Origin of the sequence: Streptomyces sp. NBC_01275 (assembly GCF_026340655.1) — a bacterium.
In the GTDB taxonomy this organism is placed as follows: domain Bacteria; phylum Actinomycetota; class Actinomycetes; order Streptomycetales; family Streptomycetaceae; genus Streptomyces.
Genome location: NZ_JAPEOZ010000001.1, coordinates 4,059,271 through 4,080,320, shown reverse-complemented (window position 1 = coordinate 4,080,320; position 21,050 = coordinate 4,059,271). Strand labels below are relative to the sequence as shown.

Here is a 21,050-nt window from a genome sequence, read left to right as displayed (position 1 = left end):
GGCGCAGGCGTGCGGCCGGTCGCGCCAGGCGCACTCGACCGGCCGCACCGCTACCTCGCCCGGGCCTTCTCCGCGAACCGGCCCACCTTTTCGACGACGTCCTCGCCGTACAGGCGCAAGGCCTGCTGCAGCGCGAACTCGGCCATGTAGCGGCGGAATTCGTCCACCGGCTCCTCGGCCAGGTTCAGCATCCGCCGGTTGGGCACGACCGCCGGGCCGCGCAGCCGGTCGACGGCGCGGGCCACGGCCGCGTCGATCTCCTCCGGCTCCACCACCTCGTCGATCAGCAGCCGGGCGTCCGGCTCGGCAGCGCGCAGCCGGCGACCCTGCAGAATGACCTGCCGGGCGATCCGGGGTCCGGTGTGCCGGCCGAGCCGGAAGTTGGCGGCCCCGGGCACGATGCCCTCTCGGGCGGCGGGCAGGCTGAGATAGGCGTCCGACGCGGCCAGCACGTGGTCGAAGACCAGCAGCAGCTGGGCGCCGCCGCCGATGGCGAACGTCTCGACGGCCGCCACCCACGGCTTCTCGACCGTGCGGGCGTGCCAGGGCGCGTCCTCGGTCCGTATCCCGCGCACGAGTTTGTGGAGATAGCCGAGCTCGCGCCGCAGCAGGAACCCGACCAGCGAAATGTCGCCGGCGTGCAGGCTCTTGAGGTTGATGCCCGCGCTGAACACCCGCCGGCCCCGGTAGCGCGGATGGGTCATCGTGCCGCCGCGCAGCACACCCACCCTCACCCCCGGGTCCAGGAGCGCCAGGTCGACGGCGGTCTCCATGTCGTCGACCTGCTGGTCGTCCTCGGCGTTCAGGCAGTCGTCCCGGCACATCGTGAGATACGCCGTGCCGTCCCGCCGTTCCACTCGGACGGACGCCGTCTCGAGGACGCCCGTGCGGATGAACTCCGGCAGCAGCCGCAGCGCCCGGGCAGTGGGCCGGAGCATCGTGTCGAGCAGATGCGCACCGGCCCGGGGCGAATCCAGCACGGCCCGCAGGAAGATGCCCTGGTCGATCTCGTACCCCTCCTTGTCCGCCTGCCGTCGGCCGCGGTCGGCCGCGAGCTGCCCGGCCGTCGGCGCCAGCGCGGGGAACTCGGCCGCGGCGGCCGCGACGAGCTCCGCGATCCGCAGCCCCTCGGCGCCGCCGGCCGTGAGGCGGTCGTACACCGCGTCGACATGCGTCTGCAGGAAGCGCGTCCGCAGCGCCCGCGCCGCGTCCTTCGCCGCGGTGAGCTCCGCCCGCTCCTCAGGCAGCCGCGAGCCGGGCTCCGGCAGCGCGGACACCAGTTCATCGACGCGGTCGGCCGCCTCCTGCAGGGCCGGCCAGACCCGAACGCTCACGACGCCTCCGCCACGGGCTTGCGCAACACCCGGTCGCACGCCGCCAGATGCGGGCCGAGAGCGTCCTCGAAGCTGGTCGTCACGGCGTCGAAGAGCAGCTGCCGACGGATCGCGATCTCTTTGCCGGCCAGCCCGCCGACCAGCTCGGCGGCAGCCGCGAGCGCACCCGCCGGGTCGTCGGCCACCTCGTGGGCGAGGCCCAGCTGCAACGCCTCGGGGGCCTCGATGGGCAGCCCGAACAGCAGCGCGCGGCGGACCCGGGCGGCCCCGGCCAGCTGGACGAGCCGGTATCCGGCCATCCCGGGCCAGGTCGCCGTGCCGTCGCCGGGCACCAGCAGCCGGGCGCCGGGCGTGACCACCCGGATGTCGCAGGTGAGGAAGGCGTCCAGGGCCGCGCCGCCGCAGTCGCCCGACGCCACCGCCACGGTGGCGCGCGGAAGCCGCTCCAGCCGGCGCAGCGCCCGCTCCCACTTGCTGACCTTCATCACGTCGAGGCCGCTGGTCCACCCCTCGGCCGGGGCGCCGCTGACCTGCACGGCGACGACACCGAAACCGGCCCGGTCCTCGGCCGCGTCGCAGACCGTCTGCACGGCCCTCACCGTCACCGCCGACGGCGGCTCGGCGCCGTCGATCACCACGGTCAGCACGTCTTCCATGACTTCCTCCGCGTTCACCACTGAACCAGCGCCGTTTCGATCGTCGAGCCGGGCCCCATGGTCATCAGCACGCCGTACTCGCCGGGCCGGGCGACTCCCTCGTCCAGGAGCCGTTCGTACGAGAACAGGAACGAGCCGCTCGACACGTTGCCGTAGTCGCGCAGCACGCCGACGGTGTGCCGGACGTCGTGCCGGGTCAGCCCGAGGTTGACCACGACGGCGTCGATGACCTTCTTGCCGCCGGAGTGCACCAGCCAGTGGGCGATGTCGCTGCGGCGCAGTCCGGTGTCCGCCAGCAGCCGGTCCACGACCAGCTCGGCGTGGGCGCCGACCACATAGGGGACCTGCGGGTCCAGGAAGAAGCTGAAGCGGCTCTGCTCCCGGTCCCAGTCGTAGCGCATGGCGTCGACGGCGTCCGGGATGATGCAGCTGGCGAACTTCAGGATGTGCGGGCCCTCGGGCACGGCCGCCTCGTCCGGTGCGGCGCCCGAACGGATCGCGATCGCGGCGGCGCCGTCGCCGAAGAGGCTGTTGACCACGGCGGTGCGCATCGTGGAGTCCATGGCGTAGGCGGCGGAGCAGGCCTCGGTGCAGAGCACGACGGCGAGTTCGCCGGGGTGGGCGGCGGCCCAGCCGGAGACCACGCCCAGGGCGTTGAGGCCGGCGTTGCAGCCCATGCCCACGATGTCGGAGCGGCTGCAGTGCCGGTCGATGCCGAGTTCCTTGATGAGCAGGGCGCTCAGTCCCGGGGTGAGAAGTCCGGTGGACGTCACGCAGCACAGATGGCGCAGATCGGAGAGTTCGGCCCCGGCGCGCTTGAGGCAGGCGCGCAGCGCCTCGGCGCCCATCTCGACGGCCTTGGCCTTGTGCTTGTCGAGGAGGTCGCCCTGCGGCTCGTGGACGCGGCCGCCCGCGCCGTCCTGCGCCGGGAGCGTCAGATGGCGGCGCTCGATGGCGCTGTTGAGGAACACCGAACGGATCTTGGCGTCGGTGATCCCGAAGGCGTCGAGCACCTCCTGCTGGGTGTACGAGGTGGGCGTCACCGCCGTGCCCACGCCCAGAGCGCGGGGCCGCAGCTCGGCTGCCAGGGTCATCGGAACGTCCACCCCCACGTACGCGGCTTGCTCCGCGGTCGTCGATTCCGACTCGGTCCGGACATGTGCACGTCCTCTCTCGCTGGGAGTTGCGCTGTCTGCGCCGCTGGTCAGAGCGCCGCGCTCTGCGCCTCGACGAAGCGCGCAAGCCTCGCGGCGCCCTCCTCGATCTCGGCAGGCGTCAGATAGCTGGTCGACAGCCGGATGCCGTGGAGGCCTCCGGCGCCGGGATAGAAGTGCGTCATCGGCGTCCAGATCACGCCGAAGTCCTGTGCGGACAGGGCCAGTAGGGCGTTGTCCACCCGGAACGGGACCCGCATGGTGAGGAAGAAGCCGCCGGTCGGCTCGTTCCAGCGCACGCCGAGGGCCTCGCGGCGGTCGGCGGGCAGCCGGGCGTCGAGCTGCCGCAGCATCTCCCGCATCGCGTCGCCGTAGTAGGCGGCCGCCTCCGCGTTGAGCCGCGACAGCCGGCCCTGGGCGCCGAGCAGCGCGCCGGCCACGGCCGCCTGACTCAGCGACGAGGTGTTGACCGTCACCATGCTCTTGATCTTGGCGAGCTCGTCGGCCAGCAGATGCTCGCCGCCCCCGGCGTCACGCACGCGCTGGTCGGCGACGACGAAGCCGACCCGGGCGCCGGGAAAGACCGTCTTGGAGTACGAGCCCAGATGCACCACCCGGCGCGCGCGGTCCCGGGACTTCAGGGTCGGCAGCGGCGTGCCGGGGCTCACCTGCCGGTACGGGCTGTCCTCCAGCACCAGGAAGTCGTGGCGCTCGGCGAGCTTCAGCAGCTCCTCGCGGGCCTCGGGCCCCATGGTGTTGCCGGACGGGTTGGAGTGGTCGGGCACCACGTAGAACGCCCGGGGGCGGCGGCCGTTCGCCCGCTCCGCCAGCACCGCGGCCTCCAGATCGGCGGCGCTGAACCCGTCCTCGCGCTCTTCCACCGGGCGTACGGTCACGTCGAGCAGCCGGGCGGCGCCGGTGATCCCGACATAGCAGGGGCTGGAGACCAGCAGCACGTCGTCGGGGCCGGCGATGAGCGCGCGCAGCACCAGCAGCATGGCCTCCTGGGCGCCGACGGTCACCACGATGGACTCGGCCGGAACGTCGGTGTCCTCGTCGGCCCGCAGCGAGTCGGCGATGATGCCGCGGATCAGCCCCGCGGTCGGCCCGTACTGGTACAGCGCGGTGCGGATGTCGGCCGTCGAGCCGCCCTGCTCCGCCAAGTGGTCCAGATAGCGGCGGATACAGGCGAAGACCTGCTCGGTCTCGAAGAATCCGTCGTACGGCCGCCCCGGTGCGAACGAAATCGCGTCCGGATAGCGATGGGTCACCTCGTTGAGGAAGTTCATGGTGTCCAGCACCGGCTCGGAAACACTGCCGTGCAGCTCTGCCATTTCCAGCCAATCCCGCGAACGGGTGTCGGCGGCAACGGTGATTCCTGGCATGAAATTCCCCCAGGCGCCAATGAATTGAGGCTGTTTTGGAGGCCTCAGCATCACACGATCACTCGTGGTTCGCCAATGCCGTGCAATGCGCCGAACCGCGTGCTTGAGTCGCATTGCCGTGCGTTGTCTTCATTGCCGTGCGCTTTCTTCCCGGCACCGATTCAGCCGGTATGACGTCCCCTTCGCCGGCGCGGGGCGAGGTGGCCGGAGTCGCCCGGGTCCGCCGGGCTCCGCCGCGCCAGGCCGCAGGGGCGGGCGCCGGCCTCGAGGATCGCCGAGAAGGAGACGAGGAGTTCGGCGGCGCGCGGCAGCGCGGCAGCGGCATGCGGCCCGGGCGGCGATCCGGGCGGCGATCCGCTCGGCTGCGGTCAGCTCACCGGGGTGAGGAGAAAGGGCGCGGAGACCCGCTGCCCCGGGTCGGCCACGACCTTCGTGAGCAGCGTGGCGAAGCGGTCACGGATCCCCTCGACCGTCGACGCGTCGAACAGGGCGGTGTCGTACTCGACGTAGCCGGTGACGCCGACGGGGCGACGCTGTTCGTCGTACTGCTCGGTGATGCTGAAGAGCAGGTCGAATTTCGAGGTCGACGTGGCCTCCTCGACGACCGAGACGTCGAGGCCGGGCATCGCGAACTCGTAGCCGGTGACGTTCTGCAGGACGAGCATGACCTGGAAGAGCGGGTGCCGGGACAGCGAACGGGCCGGGTTGACGGCCCCTACGACCTGCTCGAAGGGCACGTCCTGGTGGGAGTACGCGCCCAGGGCGGTCTCCCGCACCCGGGCGAGCAGCTCGGTGAAGGAGGGGTCTCCTGACAGGTCGGTGCGCAGGACGACGGTGTTCACGAAGAAGCCGACCAGGTCGTCGAGCGCCGTGTCGCCGCGCCCGGCCACCACGCTGCCCAGGGGGATGTCCGCTCCCGCGCCGAGCTGGTGCAGCAGCATCGCGAGTCCGGCCTGCAGCACCATGAAGGGCGTGGCGTCCTGCTGTCGCGCCAACTCGACTACGGAGGCGAGCAGTTCGGCGTCGAGCCGCAGCGGGAGGGCCTCGCCCCGGTGGGCGCTGTCCGCGGGGCGCGGCCGGTCGAAGGGCAGGGCCAGCTCGTCCGGTGCACCGTCCAGGGCGTCCTTCCAGTACGCGAGCTGACGCCCGGCGAGGCTGTCGGGGGAGCCGGGGTCGCCGAGGAGCGTGTGCTGCCACAGCGTGTAGTCCGCGTACTGCACGGGAAGCTCGGACCACGCCGGGGCCCGGCCGGCCCGCCGGGCCGTGTAGGCGGTGGCCAGATCACGGCTGAGCGGCGCCTTGGACCATCCGTCCGAGGCGATGTGGTGCAGCGTCAGCACCAGCACGTGCTCGTGCTCGCGCTCGTTCAGGACGAACAACTCTGCACGCAGGGGCGGGTCGGCCTTCAGACGGAACGGCCGGCCGCCGGCCTCCCGTACCGCGGCGTCGAGCTCCGCCTCGTCCAGGGCTTTGACGGGCAGGACGAGGTGCAGGTCGGCCGGGTCGAGCACCACCTGGTACGGCTCGCCGGCCGCCTCCCCCACCACGGTGCGCAGGCTCTCGTGCCGGACGATCACGTCCCGGACCGCCTCCTGGAGCGCGTCCCGGTCCAGGTCGCCGCTCAGCCGCAGGACGACGGGCAGGTTGTACAGGGGGGAAGGGCCGTCCCACTGTTCCAGGAACCACATCCGGTGCTGGGCGGCGGACAGCGGGACGCGGGCGGGGCGCCCGCTCCGGGCGAGCACCGGGCGGCGGGCCTTCGGATCCTGCGCCCGGAGCAGCGGAAGCAGCGCGGCGACCGTCGGGGCGCCGAACAGCAGCCGGATGGACACGTCCGCGTCGAAGGCGGTCCGCAGCTCGCCGATCAGCTGGGTGGCGAGGAGGGAGTGGCCGCCGAGGTCGAAGAAGTCGTCGTCCATGCCGACCCGCTCGACGCCGAGGACCTGCGCGAAGAGAGCACAGAGCGTCTCCTCGTCCGGGGTGCGCGGGGCGCGGTAGGCGGCGGTCGCGGTGAACTCCGGTGCGGGCAGGGCCCGGTAGTCGACCTTCCCGTTCGGGGTGAGGGGGAAGGCGTCCAGGGTCACGAAAGCGGCAGGGAGCATGTACTCGGGCAGGGCGGCCGCGGCGTGCTCGCGCAGCGCGCCGACGTCGACGGCCCTGTCGCCGACGACGTAGGCCACCAGGCGCTTGTCGCCGTCTGCCTCCCGGGCCGTGACCACGACCTGGGCGAGCCCCGGGAACGTCGACAGGACGGCTTCGATCTCGCCCGGCTCGACGCGGAAGCCGCGGATCTTGACCTGGTCGTCGGCGCGGCCGAGGAACTCGAGCATGCCGTCCGGGTTCCGGCACGCGATGTCGCCGGTGCGGTACATGCGGCTGCCGGCCGGCCCGTGGGGGTCGGCGACGAAGCGTTCGGCGGTGAGACCCGGGCGGTGCAGATAGCCGCGGCTCAGGCCGGCCCCGGCGATGTACAGCTCGCCCGGGCCGCCGACGGGGACCGGGGCCAGCTGCCCGTCCAGGACGTAGGCGCGCATGTCGTCCAGCGGACGGCCCATGGGGACCCGGTCGGCGACCTGGGCGGCGTCGGTGTAGGCGTGCTGGGTGGCGAACAGCGTGGTCTCGGTGGGCCCGTACGTGGCGCGCACCACCGTGCCGGGGCAGGCCTGGAGGATCCGCCGCACCGCGACCGGGGAGATGACGTCGCCGCCGGTGGACACTTCGCGCAGCCCGTGGAAGGTCTCCGGAGCGCCCTCGGCGATGGTCCGCAGCAGACCGGCGGTCATCTCCACACTGGTGATCTCCTCCGTGTCGAACAGCTCTCGCAGCCGGGGCGCGGACACGTCGTCAGCGGCGGCGATGACCGAGGTGGCGCCGCGCAGCAGAGGCATCCACAGGCCGTGCAGCGAAGCGTCGAACGCATACGGGGCGATCATCAGGACCCGGTCGTGATGCCCGGTGTCGAACAGTGAGTCGTCGACCAGATCCAGCACGTTGCGGTGGCTGACGGCGACGCCCTTGGGCTCCCCGGTGGAGCCGGAGGTGAACATCACATACGCCAACCGGTCCGGCGCGCACACCACTCCGGCCGGCCCGGGCGCTGCGCCGGCGCGTACCGGCTCGTCCACCCGCACCACGGTGAAATCGCCCTCGGGAAGCCCCTGGGCGGCCGACACCGCATCGGTCAGCAGGACCTGTGCGCCCGTCTGACGGATGATCCGTTCCATCCGCTCGGCCGGGAACCCGGTGTGCAGGGGCACGTAGCAGCCGCCGGCCTTGAGGACGCCCAGGAACGCCGTCGTGACGTCCACACTGCGGTCGGTCAGCACCGCGACCGGCGCCTCCGGGCCCACCCCCAGGCCGATGAGGACACCCGCCAGCGCATCGGACCGCCGGTCCAGCGCCCGATAGGTCAGCTCACGCCCCGCGGAACGCACCGCCACCGCATCCGGAGTACGCCCGACCTGCTCATGAAACCGCCCGTGAAGGGAAAGCGAATCACGCATCTGGTTCGACTCCACACGATACTCAAGGCGGCGGTCCGCAAGCGTCGGAGAAGAGGGAAGTCCCCACTCCTGCTTCGGCGGAGAAAGAGCAGGCGTCGCGGCGAACAACCAACCCTGAGGCGGCGCCGAATCTGCTCCATCGCCTAATTCGGAAAGGTCTTCTACGGAGATCTCGGTGATGTGCGCCACGAGACCATGAGCGACCGGGAGTGTCAACGTGCCTGCCGGCAGGGATGGTTGCACATCGACCCCGCTGTTCAAGCGAATTCCGGAACCACTTGGACAGCAGGCGGCAGCGTGCTGTCCCCGGACCTGGCGGTCAGGCGGCAGCGTGCTCCGGCCGGACCCGGCGGGAAGAGGCGCTACGCCGTCTTCTCGGGCGTCCCTCGGGGAGTCTCCCGGGGAGTCACTCGGGCTTCCCTCGGGGCGTCACTCGGAGAGAGAAGGGAGGAATCCCTGCTGTATGGCGAGCACGCCTGCCTGGAAACGGCTGCGCGCGCCGAGGTGGGTCATGAGGCTGGACGTGATGCGGCGGGCGGTGCGCGGTGACACTGCCAGGCGCGTGGCGATGGCCTCGTCGGTGTGACCGAGCGCCAGAAGCCGGAGCGCCTCGGCCTGTTGAGCGGTCAGCTCTCCCGGGGCCGGCTGCACCGGCGCCTCGAGCTGTTCCGCGGACTGCCACACGCTCTCGAACAGACTGTGCAGCGCCGTGACGGTACCCGGTGAGCTCACCTGGACGGCTCCGGCGGCGGTGTCCGCGGCGTTGGAGGCGATCATCGCGAGTTTACGGTCGTAGATGATCATTCGGTTCGGCAGTGACGGGACGGTGCGGACCTCGCATCCCTGTGCGGTCAGCCAGCGTGCGTGTTCCATGGTCGGCCGGTCGGTGCGAATGCTGTTCAGGTAGACCGTGCGCATCCGTACGCCACGTCTGAGCAGTTGCTGGTTGAGCGGCCGGGACGCCTGCATGTTCTCCCGCTTCTGCGGGCCGCCGGGCGCGAAGGTGAGGAGTTCTTCGGCCACTTGGTCGTTGAGGACTCTCAGATGGTCCCGGATCGCGTCCAGCCCTACGAGGTATTTGCCCTCGGCCCCGTCGGCGCCGGGAGGCTGACGTCCGTCGTAGTCCAGGATGAACTTGGCCGCTGCGGCCTGCGCCGCTTCCAGCCTCTGCTGGTGTCTGGCGAGTTCGGAGCGCTGTTGGGCGATCAGGAACTCCATGCCCACGTGCGGGCTGACCGCGTGCAGACGATGCGGGGATCCGACCGACGCGCGCACGAGGGCCAACTCGCTGAGGCGGTCGAGGGCGTTGCGGACGACGTGTTCCGGCAGGTCCAGGCGGCGGCAGATGTCGGCTACGCCCTGCGTCCTGTCCAGCAACGCGATGTAGACGGACTCGATGACCGGCTCCAAGCCGAGTGAGCCCAGGGAACCCGGATGTATTGCCTCTGTGTCAACCATGCCGCCCCCGCTGTGCATGTATTCAAGACATTCCCTTGAGTTTATGTGATCAAGCTGCAACAAAGCAAGGGGTTGCCGGAGTTGAACAGAGTTGCTTCATATGTGCCCAGTTGGCCCACCCTGTGTACTCTCAGGACACGCAGACGGTGGTCGGGACCAGCTCGGCGGCTGCGGAATGACATCGTCCGAACACCAGGCATTCGGATGGCAAGGACATCTATGTTTCTCGTCCACGTATCTCTCCGGCCGCGTTGGCCCGATGCGGTAGTACCTTCCTCGGTCGCGAAGTCCATTGCCCGGTCCTGCGCCGGCCGGCACGGCTTCGAACATGTGAGCGTGCACCCGGATATGGCGCCCCACCCCATCATCGGCTTTTATGTGCATGCCGAATCATTGAAGGAGGCCGAGACGGCGGCCCTCTCTCTGTGGGGGCATGCCAGCTCCGCCGTGGCGGAGCTGCAGGCCTGGGAGCTGGTCCGTGCCGAGATCCCCTTGTTCAGGCCTGACCTCGAGGCAGGTCCGTCCCCAGGGCTGGGGTGGACAGAGTAGGTCATGGCCGGTTTACCTCCCGCCTGCCTACTTTTCTTCTCCCTGCGCTGACGGCAATCTCATTCCTGTCAGCGAGATCCAGCAAAGGAGAAGGGGTATCCGATGTCCTACCTGATTCCGCGCAATGTCTTTCGCGGCGTGATCCTGGCCGGTGTTCTTGTGACGGCGACCGGATTTGCCGTGCAGGTCGAGCACGCCGACTCCCGGGCGCAGGAAGTCCAGCTGCTGGCCGCCGACTCGGATGCATTCTCGATCACTGAGAACGACCATGGATGGCAGTGAAGTCACCCCTTGTGAATCGGATTGGCTTCGTGCGATGGGAATGGCCGTGGACCGAGCAGATTCAGATTACTTGATAAAGCTGCAATCCATCCTCAAAGAACTGCCTGTCGAGCGGGTCCCGGTGGAACGCCTCCGGACCGGTTTCTCCCCACGGGTACACGGTGAGGACGCCGACCACATTCGGGTCCTGGCCGAGACCGCAGACGAGCTCCCGCCGATTCTTGTGCACCGCGCGAGCATGACCGTCATCGACGGCGCCCACCGGTTGCGCGTGGTCGAGCTCCTGGGGGAGGACCGCATCGCGGCGCGGTTCTTCGACGGCGATCAGGAGGACGCCCGGCTCCTTGCGGTGGCAGCCAACATCGCCCACGGGCGGACACTGTCCACGACCGACCGGGCGGCCGCCGCGATGCGGATCTTCACCTCGCATCCGCAGTGGTCCGACCGGGCCGTCGCGGCGGTCGCCGGCCTCTCCCCGAAGAAGGTCGCACGGCTGCGCAAGGAGATGGCGCTGCCGCAGTCCGACCGCAGAGTCGGACGGGACGGCCGGGTCCGGCCCATCGACTCCGCCCGCAGACGGGAACAGGCCGGTGAGCTGATCCGGAGCAATCCCGGCTTCTCCCTGCGGCAGATCGCGGCGGAGGTGGGTCTGGCCCCGGCGACCGTCGCGGACGTGCGCAACCGGATCCAGCGCGGCGAGAGCCCGGTGCCGAGCGGCGTACGGGGTCGCGCGGCTCAGGCCACGGAGGCCGTGAGCCGCACATCGGCGGTGGAAGCGGTTCCGGTCCGGGCGCCCGCGACCGGGGCCACGATCACCCGGCTGCCGGCCGCACGGCGGCGTGCTCTGGCCGATGAGAAGACGCCGGTCATGGCGCTGGAGGACGTCATGAAGATCACCGGCATGCTGACCCGCGATCCTTCGCTGCGTCACAACGCCTCGGGGCGCTCCCTCCTGCGCCTGCTCGACGTCTGCGCACTGATCACCCGGGACCGGCGGAAGGTCGCCGAGGCGGTGCCCGCGCACTGCAAGGAGTCCGTGGCGCGGCTCGCTCAGGGATACGCCGGGATGTGGCGATGGCTTGCCGAAGATCTGGTGCAGCAGGTCGAGGAGATGCACGACCTGGGCGAGGACGACGGATCGCTCAGCGCGTGAATTCCGCGCAGGGTTCTTCCCCCTTCCGGCCTTTCCTGTTCCGGCTTTTCCTTCCTTCCTTCCTTCCTTCCTTCCTGTCTGCCTGTCTGCCTGACTTCCTGTCTGCCTGCCTCGTCCGGACCGGGAATCAGCTCAACGGGACCCGGGTGAAGCGCGCGGCCACGTGGAGATCGGACTCGATGTGGGCCGCGGTGGTGAGGAGCTCGGGAAGGATGTCCTGTTCGCACTCCTCCCGGGTGCGCCGGGCGACGTGGGTCGCCGCGTCGAGGGCGGCGACCACCCGGCCCGTGCGGTCGCGGACGGGGACCGCGATCGACCGCAGCCCCTGCTCCAGCTCCTCGTCGACCAGGGCGTGACCATGGCCGGAAGAAGCACGGGCGGAAGCACCGCCGGAAGAGGCGCCGGAAGACGCACCGGCCAGCAGGACCTGGCCCAGGGCCGTCGGGCCGGCCGGTCGGCGTGTGCCCACGGTGATGTCCACGCTCATGACGTGCGGGGCGGTCGCCCGGGCCGTGTACTGGATCTCGTCCCCCCGTTCGGTGAGGACGGCCAGCGAGGTCGACTCGTGGACGCGTTCCGCCAGCGCCGTCAGGTGGGGGGCCGCGATGCGGGGGAGGGACGTACGGGAGAGGGGCGGGAAGCCCAGGGAGAGGACCTGGGGGGTGAGGGCGAACCTTCGGTCGGGGGTCTGGGTCACGAGGCCCAGGTGCTCGTAGGTGATCAGAGCGCGGCGGGCCGTCGCCCGGGCCAGGCCCGTCGTTTTGGCCGTCTCCGCCAGGGTCAGCGCGGCCCGTCCCTCGCCGAACGCCGTCAGGACCGTCAGTCCGCGCGCGAGGGACTCGATGAACTCGCGGCCCAGTTCCTGCTTCGACGCGCCCGTCCACAGGGCGAGGCCCGCGGGAGGCGGGCCGGGCTGCGCGGGCGGGGCCTGGCGCAGGTCCGCCTCCATCGTCGCGACCGCCGTCCGCAGGCGGGGCAGGAGGGCGTCGTGCAACTGCGGCGCGGTGTGCCGGCTCGTGTGGCTCACGATGTTCACGACGCAGGCGATCCGTCCGGCGCGCGGATCCCGTACGGGTGCCGAGAGCGCCACCAGGCCCGGCTCGATCAGCTGGTCGTCCAGGGCCCAGCCGTCCGCCCCCGCCCGCCCGGCCCGCCGCACGAAGTCCTCGTCCGGGTCCTTGCCCGGGTCCTCGTCCGGTGAAATGCGAGAGGCGGGGGGTACGGCGGTGAAGGCCCGGTTCTGGGGGTCCGTCGCCCGGCGATCGTGCCAGCGCGACCAGTCCGCGTCCGTCCACTCGGTCGCGAACAGCGGGCCCGGCGCGGTGCGTTCGGCCGGCAGGAGGTCGCCGATGCGGAAGCTCAGGGACATCGCGCGACGCCGGGTCGCCTGGTGGATGAAGCGGACGGCGTCGCCGTCGGCGACCGCGAGGGAGACCGACTCGTCCAGTTCGTCGGCGAGGGCGTCCGCCCGCGAGTCCAGCAGGGCGGGCAGCCGCAGGGCGGCCAGGTAGGCGTTGCCCAGTTCCATCACCCGGGGGGTGAGGATCGCGTCCCGGCCGTCGAGACGGACGTACCCCATGCGGACGAGGGTGCCGACGACCCGGTCGACGGTCGAGCGGGCCAGGCCGGTGGCGCGTTCCAGGGCGCTGAGGCTGAGCACGCCGTTCGCCTCGGTGAGCCGGCGCAGCACGGCGACGCCGCGCACCAGCGGGGCGACGGCCTCGGGCGGCGGCACGGCGGCGGCGCCGACCGGGGAAGCGGCGGGGGGAGCGGCGGGGGAGTGGGGAGGTGTGGACATCTCGGGGACACCGTATCCCCGTGGACCGGGGCTAACGCCGTGTCACCCGCACCAGGTAGTCGCCCTTCAGGTTCGCTCCCGTCACCGCTATGCGGATGCCGTGCCGGGGGTCCTTGAAGGTCTCGCCGGGGGAGAACGGCGCGTCGGAGAGCTCCGCGTGGACGTTCGGGCTGCGGGTGCAGCCCCCGCTGTCCCGGTGGGAGTCGTACACCGTCACCGGGCCCATGCCGGTGTCGACGTCCGCGTCGACCTTGTAGACGAGGACTCCGGGACGGCACACCGTCTCGTCGTTGCCGCCGCGGGTGCGCAGCTCGACCGCGTACCCGGTGCGGCCGCCGAGGGGTACGAAGACCAGTTTCGGGCCGCCCGCGCGCGCGAGCGGGGTGAGGGTGTACTCGGTCGTGCCGGGGCGCGCCGCGCAGGCGATCTGCGACGCGTCCAGCCAGCCCAGCTTCCACTTGTGCCAGCCCAGCAGGTCGTTGTTGGCCCCCCAGTCCTCGCTCATGATGTCCCAGTGGCCGACCGCGCCCCCGCCCTCCTGGGTGTAGAGGTCGGGCAGGCCGAAGACGTGCCCGTTCTCGTGGGGCAGGACGCGGTAGCCGGTGCGGTCGTAGGAGCCGGAGCCGTCGTCCTGCCGGGAGTAGACGAAGGACGCGTTCGCCACGGTCACCCCGTCGGCGACCGGGGCCTCGGTGTTCCCGGCGAACGTCACCGACAGGACCGTGTCCAGCGCGGAAGGCCCGGCGTTCGGCGTCACCAGCACGTTCAGGAGGTCGTACGAGCGGAAGTCCACCCTCGGGTCGGCGGCGGCCACGATGTCCTGGACGAGATCGCGGTAGCCGGGGTCGAAGGGGGCGCCGCGCTCTATGCCGTAGTCCCGGAACGCCTTGGGCATGCGCAGCCAGCGGCGGATCGGGGTCTCGGCGCGGTAGTCGAGACGGCCGTAGGAGGCGGTGCGGAACCACTCCCGGGTCTGCGGGAAGAACTCCCGGTAGCGCTCCAGCGCGCTGCCCCGGCCCGGCGCGTCCGGGAAGTCGACCATCAGGGTGAGGGCGCGGACGGCGCCGGTGGAGCGGGAGTAGCCGCCGGACGTCGGCACGCCCTCGGACATCTGGACCGCCGTATCGCCGTTGATCATGCAGGGGGCGAGGGCGGAGGAACGGGCCAGGGAGATCGGTCCCGCCCCGGCCGCCGTCGGGCCGGAGGCGGGGACCAGGCGTCCCGATCCGGCCGAGGTGCTGACCGCGAACGTCAGGGCGGTGACGGAGACGAGAACGGCGGCGCGGCGCGGGCGTATCCGACGGCGGAGGGGTTCCGGGGCGGTGCGCACGGGCTGCGGCTGCATGCAGGGCCTTTCGCTCCGGGCAGCCACCGGTCACCGACTGCACCCTTGCGATCACCCTGTGCCGGGGTGCACGCGGGCGCGCGCTGGAGGAGACCGATCGTGGGACGCCCCTTCCCGCAGGTCTCCGCATGCGTGACCCAGGTCACATCGAAAAACTTTCGCGACCGGGAAATAACCGGGGATGCCTTCCCCGTTTAGCCAGGTGTCCGAGTGAAACGGGGAGACCTTCCCCGGATCGCACACCCGAGAGTCATCCGTCCCGCCCCAAGGAGTACGCCGTGCAGACCGCGATCCCCGCAGCGCGCAAGGTGACCCGGCCCCGCGCCGACGCTCTGCGCAACCGGGAGCGGATCGTCACCGCCGCCCGCGAGATGTTCGTAGAGCTCGGCGCCGACGTGCCGCTCGACGACATCGCCCGCCGGGCCGGCGTCGGCAACGCCACGGTGTACCGCCACTTCCCCGACCGCGAGGCGCTGGTCCGCGAGGTCGTCTGCTCGGTGCTGGACCGTACGGTCGTCGCCGGTCAGCTCGCCCTCGCCGAGACCGGCGACGCGTTCGGGGCGCTGGAGCGCTTCGTGCACGCCTCCGCCGACGAGCGGCTGAGCGCGCTGTGCCCGATGATCTCCAGCACCTTCGACCAGTACCACCCCGACCTGGAGGCCGCACGCGAACGCGTGGAGCAGATCATCGGAGAGGTCATGGACCGCGCCAAGGCGGCCGGGCAGCTCCGGACCGACGTGGGCGTGGGCGACCTGATGATCGCGGTCGCTCAGCTCAGCCGGCCCCCGGCGGGCACGGCGTGCCTGAGCGGCGACCGCTTCGTCCACCGCCACCTGCAATTGTTCCTGGACGGACTGCGGGCCCCGGCCCCCTCCGTCCTGCCGGGCAGGGCCGTCACCTTGGAGGACCTCCGCAAGGCCTGACCTCCACGCACTAGTTCGTTACACGTACCAGTTCGTCACACGTACCAGTTCGCCACGCGGACCAGTCCGTCACGCGTACCAGTTCTTCACGGCCGTCATCGGCGACGAGCCGTCTCTTACCTCACGTTTTTTCCGTCACGAAGTCCCGAAGCGGGTATCTCCATGTCTGAAACAGCCTCCAAGGCTTCCAAGGCTCCAGGAAAGGCCGGTCCGTCCGGTCTGGCCGGCGCACCGGACGCCAACCGCTGGAAAGCGCTCACCTTCATCGCTCTCGCCCAGCTGATGGTCGTCCTCGACGCGACCATCGTGAACATCGCCCTGCCCTCCGCCCAGCAGGACCTGGGTATATCGGACGGCAACCGGCAGTGGGTCATCACGGCCTACGCGCTGGCCTTCGGCGGCCTGCTGCTCTTCGGCGGCCGTATCGCCGACATCTGGGGCCGCAAGCGCACCTTCGTCGCCGGTCTGATCGGCTTCGCCGCGGCGTCCGCCCTCGGCGGCGCCGCCACGAACGAGGCGATGATGCTCGGCGCCCGCGCCCTCCAGGGTGCGTTCGGCGCGCTGCTCGCGCCCGCCGCGCTCTCGCTGCTCGCCGTCATGTTCACGGAGGCCAAGGAGCGCGCCAAGGCGTTCGGCATCTACGGCGCCATCGCCGGTGGTGGCGGCGCGGTGGGCTTCATCCTCGGCGGCGTGCTCACCGAGTACCTCGACTGGCGCTGGACGTTCTTCGTCAACATCCCGTTCGCGATCATCGCGGCCGCCGGTGCGTACTTCGTCATCCGTGAGCCGGAGGGCGGCCGCAACCGCTCGCCGCTCGACGTGCCCGGCGTCATTCTCTCCGTCCTCGGTCTGGTCACGCTCGTCTACGCCTTCACCCGCGCCGAGTCCGACGGCTGGGGCGACTCCGTGACGGTCGGCCTGTTCGTGGCCTCGGCCGTGCTGCTCGCCGCGTTCGTCATCACCGAGTCCAAGGTCAAGGCCCCGCTGCTGCCCCTGCGCGTCATCACCGAGCGCAACCGCGGCGGCGTCTACCTCTCCCTCGGCCTCGCGATCATCGCGATGTTCGGCCTGTTCCTCTTCCTGACCTACTACCTGCAGATCGTGAAGGGCTACTCGCCGGTCAAGACCGGTTTCGCCTTCCTGCCGATGATCGGCGGCATGATGGTGGGTTCCACGCAGATCGGCACCCGCCTGATGACCCGGGTCGCGCCGCGCCTGCTGATGGGCCCCGGCTTCCTGGTCGCCGGGCTCGGCATGCTGCTGCTGACCCAGCTGGAGATCGGTTCCTCGTACGCCTCCGTGATCCTGCCCGCGATGGTGCTGCTCGGCCTCGGCATGGGCACGGCGTTCATGCCGGCCATGTCCCTGGCCACCCAGGGCGTCGAACCGCGGGACGCCGGCGTCGCCTCCGCGATGGTCAACACCTCGCAGCAGGTGGGCGGCGCGATCGGCACCGCCCTGCTGAACACGATCGCCGCGTCCGCGACGACGTCGTACATCAAGGACCACATCGGCGCCGCCGCCTCCAAGCCCCAGCAGCAGCTGGTGCAGCTGGAGGGCATGGTCCACGGGTACACCAGCGCCATCTGGTTCGCCGTCGGCATCCTCGTCGCCGCCGCCACGATCGCCCTGACCTTCGTCAACGCCGGCCGCCCGGACATGGGTCCGGTCGCCGGGTCGGGGGCGCTGGACGCCGAGGACGCGATCCCGGTGCCGGTGGTCGCCCACTGACGCACGCGGCTGGGGCGGTCGCCCGCTGAGGCGGCCGCCCGGCCGGGACCGGTCAGCGCAACCAGGGCAGGTCCGCACCCGCTTCGTTCGGCTGGAGTCCCTCGGCGACGATCTGCATGATCTCGCCGAGGGACTTCTGCTGTTCCGGGCTGAGCCGGTCGAACACCGCGTTGCGTACGGCCTTCACATGGCCCGGCGCGGCGCGCTTGAGCACGTCCAGGCCCTCGTCGGTCAGCACCGCGAACTGGCCCCGCTTGTCGGAGGCGCAGTCCTCGCGCCGTACCCAGCCGTTCTTCTCCAGGCGGGCGACGGCGTGGGAGAGCCGGGAACGGGTGATCTTCGCGTACATGGCGAGCTGGGTCATCCGCAGCCGGCGCTGGGGGGCGTCGGCGAGTTTCACCAGCAGGCCGTAGTAGATGTGGGGCATGCCCGCGTCCCGCTGGAGCTGGCGGTCCAGGTGGTCCTCGAGGAGGGTCGTGGCCTGCAGGTAGGAGCGCCAGATGAGCTGCTCCTCGGAGGTGAGCCACTGGGGTTCGTCAGCGGGGGTGGATGCCTTCGTCATGTACTCCACTGTAAAGGTCCTGTCTTTGAAATTTAAACCAATAGCGCATAGGGTGGAGTGGAGCAAAAGTTTTAGACTTCAATCAACTTCGATCAACTTCAACTGACTTCGATCAACGGCCCGCCAGGGGCCGATGGCCCGGAGGGAGTCGCCGCCATGTCCGCCGCCACTCAGGAGCGCGCCGTCCCGCAGGAGCGCATGCCCGCCCTGTACCTCAGTCATGGCGCCCCTCCCCTCGCCGACGACCCGGTCTGGCCCGGCGAACTGGCCGCCTGGTCCGCCGGCCTCCCCCGCCCCAAGGCGATCCTCATGGTCTCCGCCCACTGGGAGGAGGCCCCCCTGGCCCTCGGCGCCGTCGACCCGATCCCCCTCGTCTACGACTTCTGGGGCTTCCCCGAGCACTACTACCAGGTGACGTACGACGCCCCCGGCGCACCGCAGCTCGCCGAGAGCGTGCGCAAGCTGCTGCGCGCCCCCGGCATGCCCGTGCAGGACATCCCCGACCGCGGCCTCGACCACGGCGCCTACGTCCCGCTCGTCGAGATGTTCCCGGCCGCCGACATCCCCGTGCTGCAGATCTCCATGCCGACCCTCGACCCCGTGAAGCTCATGGAGGTCGGCCGCAGGCTCGCACCCCTGCGGGACGAGGGCGTCCTCATCGTCGGCTCCGGCTTCTTCACCCACAACCTCGCCGCCCTGCGCCACACCGGCGGGGGAGTGCCCACCTGGTCGGCCGAGTTCGACGACTGGGGCCGGCGCGCCCTGGAGACCCGCGACTGGGACGGCCTGCTGGACTTCCTCCACAAGGCCCCGGCCGGCCGCTACGCCCACCCGCGCACCGAGCACTTCGCCCCGCTCTTCGTCACCATGGGCGCGGCGGAGGCGTCCGGCGAGCTGGACGCGCAGAAGTCCGTGATCGACGGGTTCTGGCTGGGACTGGCGAAGCGGTCGGTGCAGTTCGGCTGAACGGTGACGTACGGCTGAACGGTGACGTACGGCTGGGCGGTGACGTACGGCTGGGCGGTGACGTACGGCTGGGCGGTGACGTAGGGCTGAGCCCAGGCTCAAAGGTCCTTCTCGTACCAGGCCACGTCCCAGTAGCGGCCGAACTTGCGGCCCACCTCTCGGTACGTCCCGACGTACCGGAAACCGAAGCGCTCGTGCAGCCGGACCGACGCCTCGTTCGGCTGCGCGACGCCCGCGTACGCGCGATGCACGTCCTCGCCCGCCAGCGCCTCGAAGAGCGCCTTGTACAGGAGCGTGCCGATGCCGCGCCCGCCGGCGCCCGGAGCGACGTAGAGCGTCGTCTCCACCGAGGTCGAGTAGGCGGCCTTCGGCCGGTAAGGGCTGGATGTGGCGTACCCCAGAATCTCCTGTGAGTCCGCGCCGGTGGCAACCTTCAGCCGGTACGGGCCGTCTTCAGGGTGGGAGAGCAGCCAAGGACGGCGCTCCTCCGAAGTGAAGACCGCGGTATCGAATGTGATGGACGTCTCACGTACGTAGTGGTTGTAGAGGCTGGTGAGGGCGTTGAGATCCCCCTCGACTCCCGGCCTGACCTGCACCTCTGTATGTTCCGACGGCATCGCGCCTCCCCATGTGGCCGGGCAGGGTACTGCAAGATCAGAAAAATCGGGGTGCGGGTTGGGAATTCTGTCCTGATTCCAGTCGTTGTTTCCATCGGATGCAGGGCACACGAGAAGAGTGCCGAGTGTCTGAAGGACCACCCGCCAGCCCACCATCGCAAGGGAGCACGCATGGCAACCCGTGCCGTCGCCCGTCGTCAGTCCGCCTCCGGCGAGACGGCCGACGCGGCCCGCAGTGTTCGCGTTCGCGGCGGCGAGATCGCCGACCGCGATCTGGTCGGCATGTACCTCGACGAGATCGCGCGCACACCGCTGCTCGACGCAGCCAAGGAAGTCGAGCTGTCGCAGATCATCGAGGCGGGTGTGTTCGCGCGACAGGTCCTCGACGGAGACGAGGACTCCACGGCGGACGCCTCCCGCGAGGAGCTCCAGGCCCTGATCGACGAGGGCGAGCGCGCCAAGGACGTCTTCATCCGCTCCAACCTCCGCCTGGTCGTCGCGGTCGCCCGCCGGTATCCCCGCAGCGGTCTGCCCCTGCTCGACCTGGTCCAGGAGGGCAACGCCGGCCTGGTCCGCGCGGTCGAGAAGTTCGACTACCGCAAGGGCTTCAAGTTCTCGACGTACGCGACCTGGTGGATCCGTCAGGCGATCACCCGGTCGATAGCGGACCAGTCGCGCACCATCCGGCTGCCCGTGCACCTCGTGGAGGAGCTGGGCCGCATCCGCCGCGTCCAGCGTGAGTTCAACCGGGAGAACGGCCGGGACCCCGAGCCCGCCGAGATCGCCGCCGAGCTCGCCTCCACCCCGGAGCGCGTCATCGACGTCCTGGACTGGGCCCGCGACCCGGTCTCCCTGAACATGGCGGTCGACGACGCCGGCGACACCCAGTTCGGCGACCTCCTCGAGGACACCTCCGCGGTCTCCCCCGAGCAGTCCGTCCTCACCCTCCTGCGCAGCGAGGAACTGGACGACCTCATCGGCCGCCTCGACCCCCGCACGGCCTCGATCATCAAGATGCGGTACGGCATCGAGGACGGCCGGGAGCGCACGCTGACCGAGGTCGGCAAGGAGCACGGGCTCACCCGGGAGCGGATCCGCCAGATCGAGAAGCACGCCCTGCTGGAGCTGAAGAAGCTGGCACGGGACACGGGCTTCGAGGCGGCGGCGTAACACGGGCGGCGGAGCGACGTCGGGGCGCCCGGGCGGGCGCACTCCGAGCGGAGTGGTCCCGCCCGCGTGCGCGGGGTGGCCGAAGCCCGCGCAAACATGGCGGTACAACGCCGCTTCAAGTGGCCGGACGGGGGAACAAGACTTGTTGGCACGGGAGTTCGGGCCCACCGCGCCCCGCAGCCTTCCCTTCGAGACCGGATAGCCCCTCCGCAGAGCTCCGTCCCACTCCGAGCCGGATCCACGCCGGACCCGATTCGGATCCACGCCGGATCCGATGTCAGATCCACGCCGGATCCAGGCCGGACCCAAGCCAAGTCCCGACGCACATTCCCCCCGGCGCCGGGACTCTCCCCGAGCCGGGCTTCGGCGCCCTCCCCCCCTGGGCGCCGGGGCCCGGCTCGTTTTTCAAGGACGAGGACGGCGGCGGGGCCGCCGGGGTTGCGGGCGCACATCGCACAAAAGGC

The 21,050-nt window shown here is 70.7% G+C and carries 16 protein-coding genes; 6 read left to right on the top strand and 10 right to left on the bottom strand.

Annotated elements, in window-relative coordinates; genetic code table 11:
• Nucleotides 1-50: 50 nt before the first annotated feature.
• From dpgC to OG562_RS17780, 6 genes are all read right to left on the bottom strand, one after another.
• Entirely contained in the window at nucleotides 51-1,334 is a 1,284-nt protein-coding gene (gene dpgC, locus OG562_RS17805) for a (3,5-dihydroxyphenyl)acetyl-CoA 1,2-dioxygenase DpgC (protein WP_266398766.1), read from the bottom strand.
• Entirely contained in the window at nucleotides 1,331-1,990 is a 660-nt protein-coding gene (dpgB, locus tag OG562_RS17800; protein WP_266398763.1) for an enoyl-CoA-hydratase DpgB, read from the bottom strand. Before dpgB ends, dpgC begins: the two co-directional genes overlap by 4 nt.
• Before the next feature lie 14 nt (nucleotides 1,991-2,004).
• Complete coding sequence (gene dpgA / locus OG562_RS17795; protein WP_266398760.1) at nucleotides 2,005-3,084, bottom strand: 3,5-dihydroxyphenylacetyl-CoA synthase DpgA; 1,080 nt, start codon at nucleotides 3,082-3,084, stop codon at nucleotides 2,005-2,007.
• 110 nt (nucleotides 3,085-3,194) lie between these two features.
• The gene (locus OG562_RS17790; RefSeq protein WP_266398757.1) at nucleotides 3,195-4,478 is read right to left on the bottom strand and encodes a PLP-dependent aminotransferase family protein; all 1,284 of its coding nucleotides are present in this window, start codon (nucleotides 4,476-4,478) and stop codon (nucleotides 3,195-3,197) included.
• Nucleotides 4,479-4,897: 419 nt separating this feature from the next.
• Nucleotides 4,898-8,032 carry an amino acid adenylation domain-containing protein gene (locus OG562_RS17785; protein WP_266398754.1) on the bottom strand — a complete coding sequence of 1,045 codons (3,135 nt, stop codon included), beginning with the start codon at nucleotides 8,030-8,032 and terminating at the stop codon, nucleotides 4,898-4,900.
• A gap of 429 nt (nucleotides 8,033-8,461) precedes the next feature.
• Nucleotides 8,462-9,442, bottom strand: a complete 981-nt coding sequence (locus tag OG562_RS17780; protein WP_266398751.1) for a helix-turn-helix transcriptional regulator — start codon at nucleotides 9,440-9,442, stop codon at nucleotides 8,462-8,464.
• A gap of 699 nt (nucleotides 9,443-10,141) precedes the next feature.
• Between OG562_RS17780 and OG562_RS17775 the strand changes: the two genes are divergently transcribed.
• Nucleotides 10,142-10,321, top strand: coding sequence for a hypothetical protein (locus OG562_RS17775; RefSeq protein ID WP_266398749.1), 180 nt, complete (start codon nucleotides 10,142-10,144; stop codon nucleotides 10,319-10,321).
• Nucleotides 10,281-11,474, top strand: a complete 1,194-nt coding sequence (locus OG562_RS17770) for a ParB/RepB/Spo0J family partition protein (protein ID WP_323187528.1) — start codon at nucleotides 10,281-10,283, stop codon at nucleotides 11,472-11,474. The genes OG562_RS17775 and OG562_RS17770 overlap by 41 nt, the downstream gene beginning before the upstream one ends.
• Nucleotides 11,475-11,601: 127 nt before the next feature.
• Here OG562_RS17770 and OG562_RS17765 read toward each other — a convergent pair whose 3' ends face one another.
• Both OG562_RS17765 and OG562_RS17760 read right to left on the bottom strand, forming a co-directional pair.
• Nucleotides 11,602-13,272, bottom strand: a complete 1,671-nt coding sequence (locus OG562_RS17765; protein ID WP_266398746.1) for a helix-turn-helix domain-containing protein — start codon at nucleotides 13,270-13,272, stop codon at nucleotides 11,602-11,604.
• 31 nt (nucleotides 13,273-13,303) lie between these two features.
• Nucleotides 13,304-14,617 (bottom strand): M6 family metalloprotease domain-containing protein, encoded by a 1,314-nt coding sequence (locus OG562_RS17760; protein ID WP_266398744.1) that lies wholly within the window; start codon nucleotides 14,615-14,617, stop codon nucleotides 13,304-13,306.
• A 278-nt stretch (nucleotides 14,618-14,895) separates the two neighbouring features.
• Here OG562_RS17760 and OG562_RS17755 point away from each other — a divergent pair, with 278 nt between their 5' ends.
• Both OG562_RS17755 and OG562_RS17750 read left to right on the top strand, forming a co-directional pair.
• Nucleotides 14,896-15,540 carry a TetR/AcrR family transcriptional regulator gene (locus tag OG562_RS17755; protein ID WP_266398741.1) on the top strand — a complete coding sequence of 215 codons (645 nt, stop codon included), beginning with the start codon at nucleotides 14,896-14,898 and terminating at the stop codon, nucleotides 15,538-15,540.
• A gap of 162 nt (nucleotides 15,541-15,702) precedes the next feature.
• Complete coding sequence (locus tag OG562_RS17750; RefSeq protein WP_266398738.1) at nucleotides 15,703-17,271, top strand: MFS transporter; 1,569 nt, start codon at nucleotides 15,703-15,705, stop codon at nucleotides 17,269-17,271.
• A 52-nt stretch (nucleotides 17,272-17,323) separates the two neighbouring features.
• Here the strand turns inward: OG562_RS17750 and OG562_RS17745 are convergent, their stop codons facing one another.
• On the bottom strand, nucleotides 17,324-17,833 hold the full coding sequence (locus OG562_RS17745) for a MarR family winged helix-turn-helix transcriptional regulator (RefSeq protein WP_266398736.1): 510 nt from the start codon (nucleotides 17,831-17,833) through the stop codon (nucleotides 17,324-17,326).
• A gap of 156 nt (nucleotides 17,834-17,989) precedes the next feature.
• Here OG562_RS17745 and OG562_RS17740 point away from each other — a divergent pair, with 156 nt between their 5' ends.
• Entirely contained in the window at nucleotides 17,990-18,799 is an 810-nt protein-coding gene (locus OG562_RS17740) for a dioxygenase (RefSeq protein ID WP_266398734.1), read from the top strand.
• A gap of 98 nt (nucleotides 18,800-18,897) precedes the next feature.
• Here OG562_RS17740 and OG562_RS17735 read toward each other — a convergent pair whose 3' ends face one another.
• Nucleotides 18,898-19,416 (bottom strand): GNAT family N-acetyltransferase, encoded by a 519-nt coding sequence (locus OG562_RS17735; RefSeq protein ID WP_266398732.1) that lies wholly within the window; start codon nucleotides 19,414-19,416, stop codon nucleotides 18,898-18,900.
• A 171-nt stretch (nucleotides 19,417-19,587) separates the two neighbouring features.
• Between OG562_RS17735 and OG562_RS17730 the strand changes: the two genes are divergently transcribed.
• Nucleotides 19,588-20,586: an RNA polymerase sigma factor RpoD/SigA gene (locus OG562_RS17730; protein WP_266398730.1), complete on the top strand. Its 999-nt coding sequence runs from the start codon at nucleotides 19,588-19,590 to the stop codon at nucleotides 20,584-20,586.
• The last annotated feature ends 464 nt before the right edge of the window (nucleotides 20,587-21,050 follow it).

What these genes read in the sequence shown, in the direction of transcription:
- OG562_RS17790 (WP_266398757.1), bottom strand. Translation starts at nt 4,478, where the DNA reads ATGGCAGAGCTGCACGGCAGTGTTTCCGAGCCGGTGCTGGACACCATG.
- OG562_RS17785 (WP_266398754.1), bottom strand. Translation starts at nt 8,032, where the DNA reads ATGCGTGATTCGCTTTCCCTTCACGGGCGGTTTCATGAGCAGGTCGGG.
- OG562_RS17775 (WP_266398749.1), top strand. Translation starts at nt 10,142, where the DNA reads ATGTCCTACCTGATTCCGCGCAATGTCTTTCGCGGCGTGATCCTGGCC.
- OG562_RS17750 (WP_266398738.1), top strand. Translation starts at nt 15,703, where the DNA reads ATGTCTGAAACAGCCTCCAAGGCTTCCAAGGCTCCAGGAAAGGCCGGT.
- OG562_RS17770 (WP_323187528.1), top strand. Translation starts at nt 10,281, where the DNA reads ATGCATTCTCGATCACTGAGAACGACCATGGATGGCAGTGAAGTCACC.
- OG562_RS17730 (WP_266398730.1), top strand. Translation starts at nt 19,588, where the DNA reads ATGGCAACCCGTGCCGTCGCCCGTCGTCAGTCCGCCTCCGGCGAGACG.
- dpgB (WP_266398763.1), bottom strand. Translation starts at nt 1,990, where the DNA reads ATGGAAGACGTGCTGACCGTGGTGATCGACGGCGCCGAGCCGCCGTCG.
- OG562_RS17735 (WP_266398732.1), bottom strand. Translation starts at nt 19,416, where the DNA reads ATGCCGTCGGAACATACAGAGGTGCAGGTCAGGCCGGGAGTCGAGGGG.
- OG562_RS17765 (WP_266398746.1), bottom strand. Translation starts at nt 13,272, where the DNA reads ATGTCCACACCTCCCCACTCCCCCGCCGCTCCCCCCGCCGCTTCCCCG.
- dpgA (WP_266398760.1), bottom strand. Translation starts at nt 3,084, where the DNA reads ATGACCCTGGCAGCCGAGCTGCGGCCCCGCGCTCTGGGCGTGGGCACG.
- OG562_RS17740 (WP_266398734.1), top strand. Translation starts at nt 17,990, where the DNA reads ATGTCCGCCGCCACTCAGGAGCGCGCCGTCCCGCAGGAGCGCATGCCC.
- OG562_RS17760 (WP_266398744.1), bottom strand. Translation starts at nt 14,617, where the DNA reads ATGCAGCCGCAGCCCGTGCGCACCGCCCCGGAACCCCTCCGCCGTCGG.
- OG562_RS17745 (WP_266398736.1), bottom strand. Translation starts at nt 17,833, where the DNA reads ATGACGAAGGCATCCACCCCCGCTGACGAACCCCAGTGGCTCACCTCC.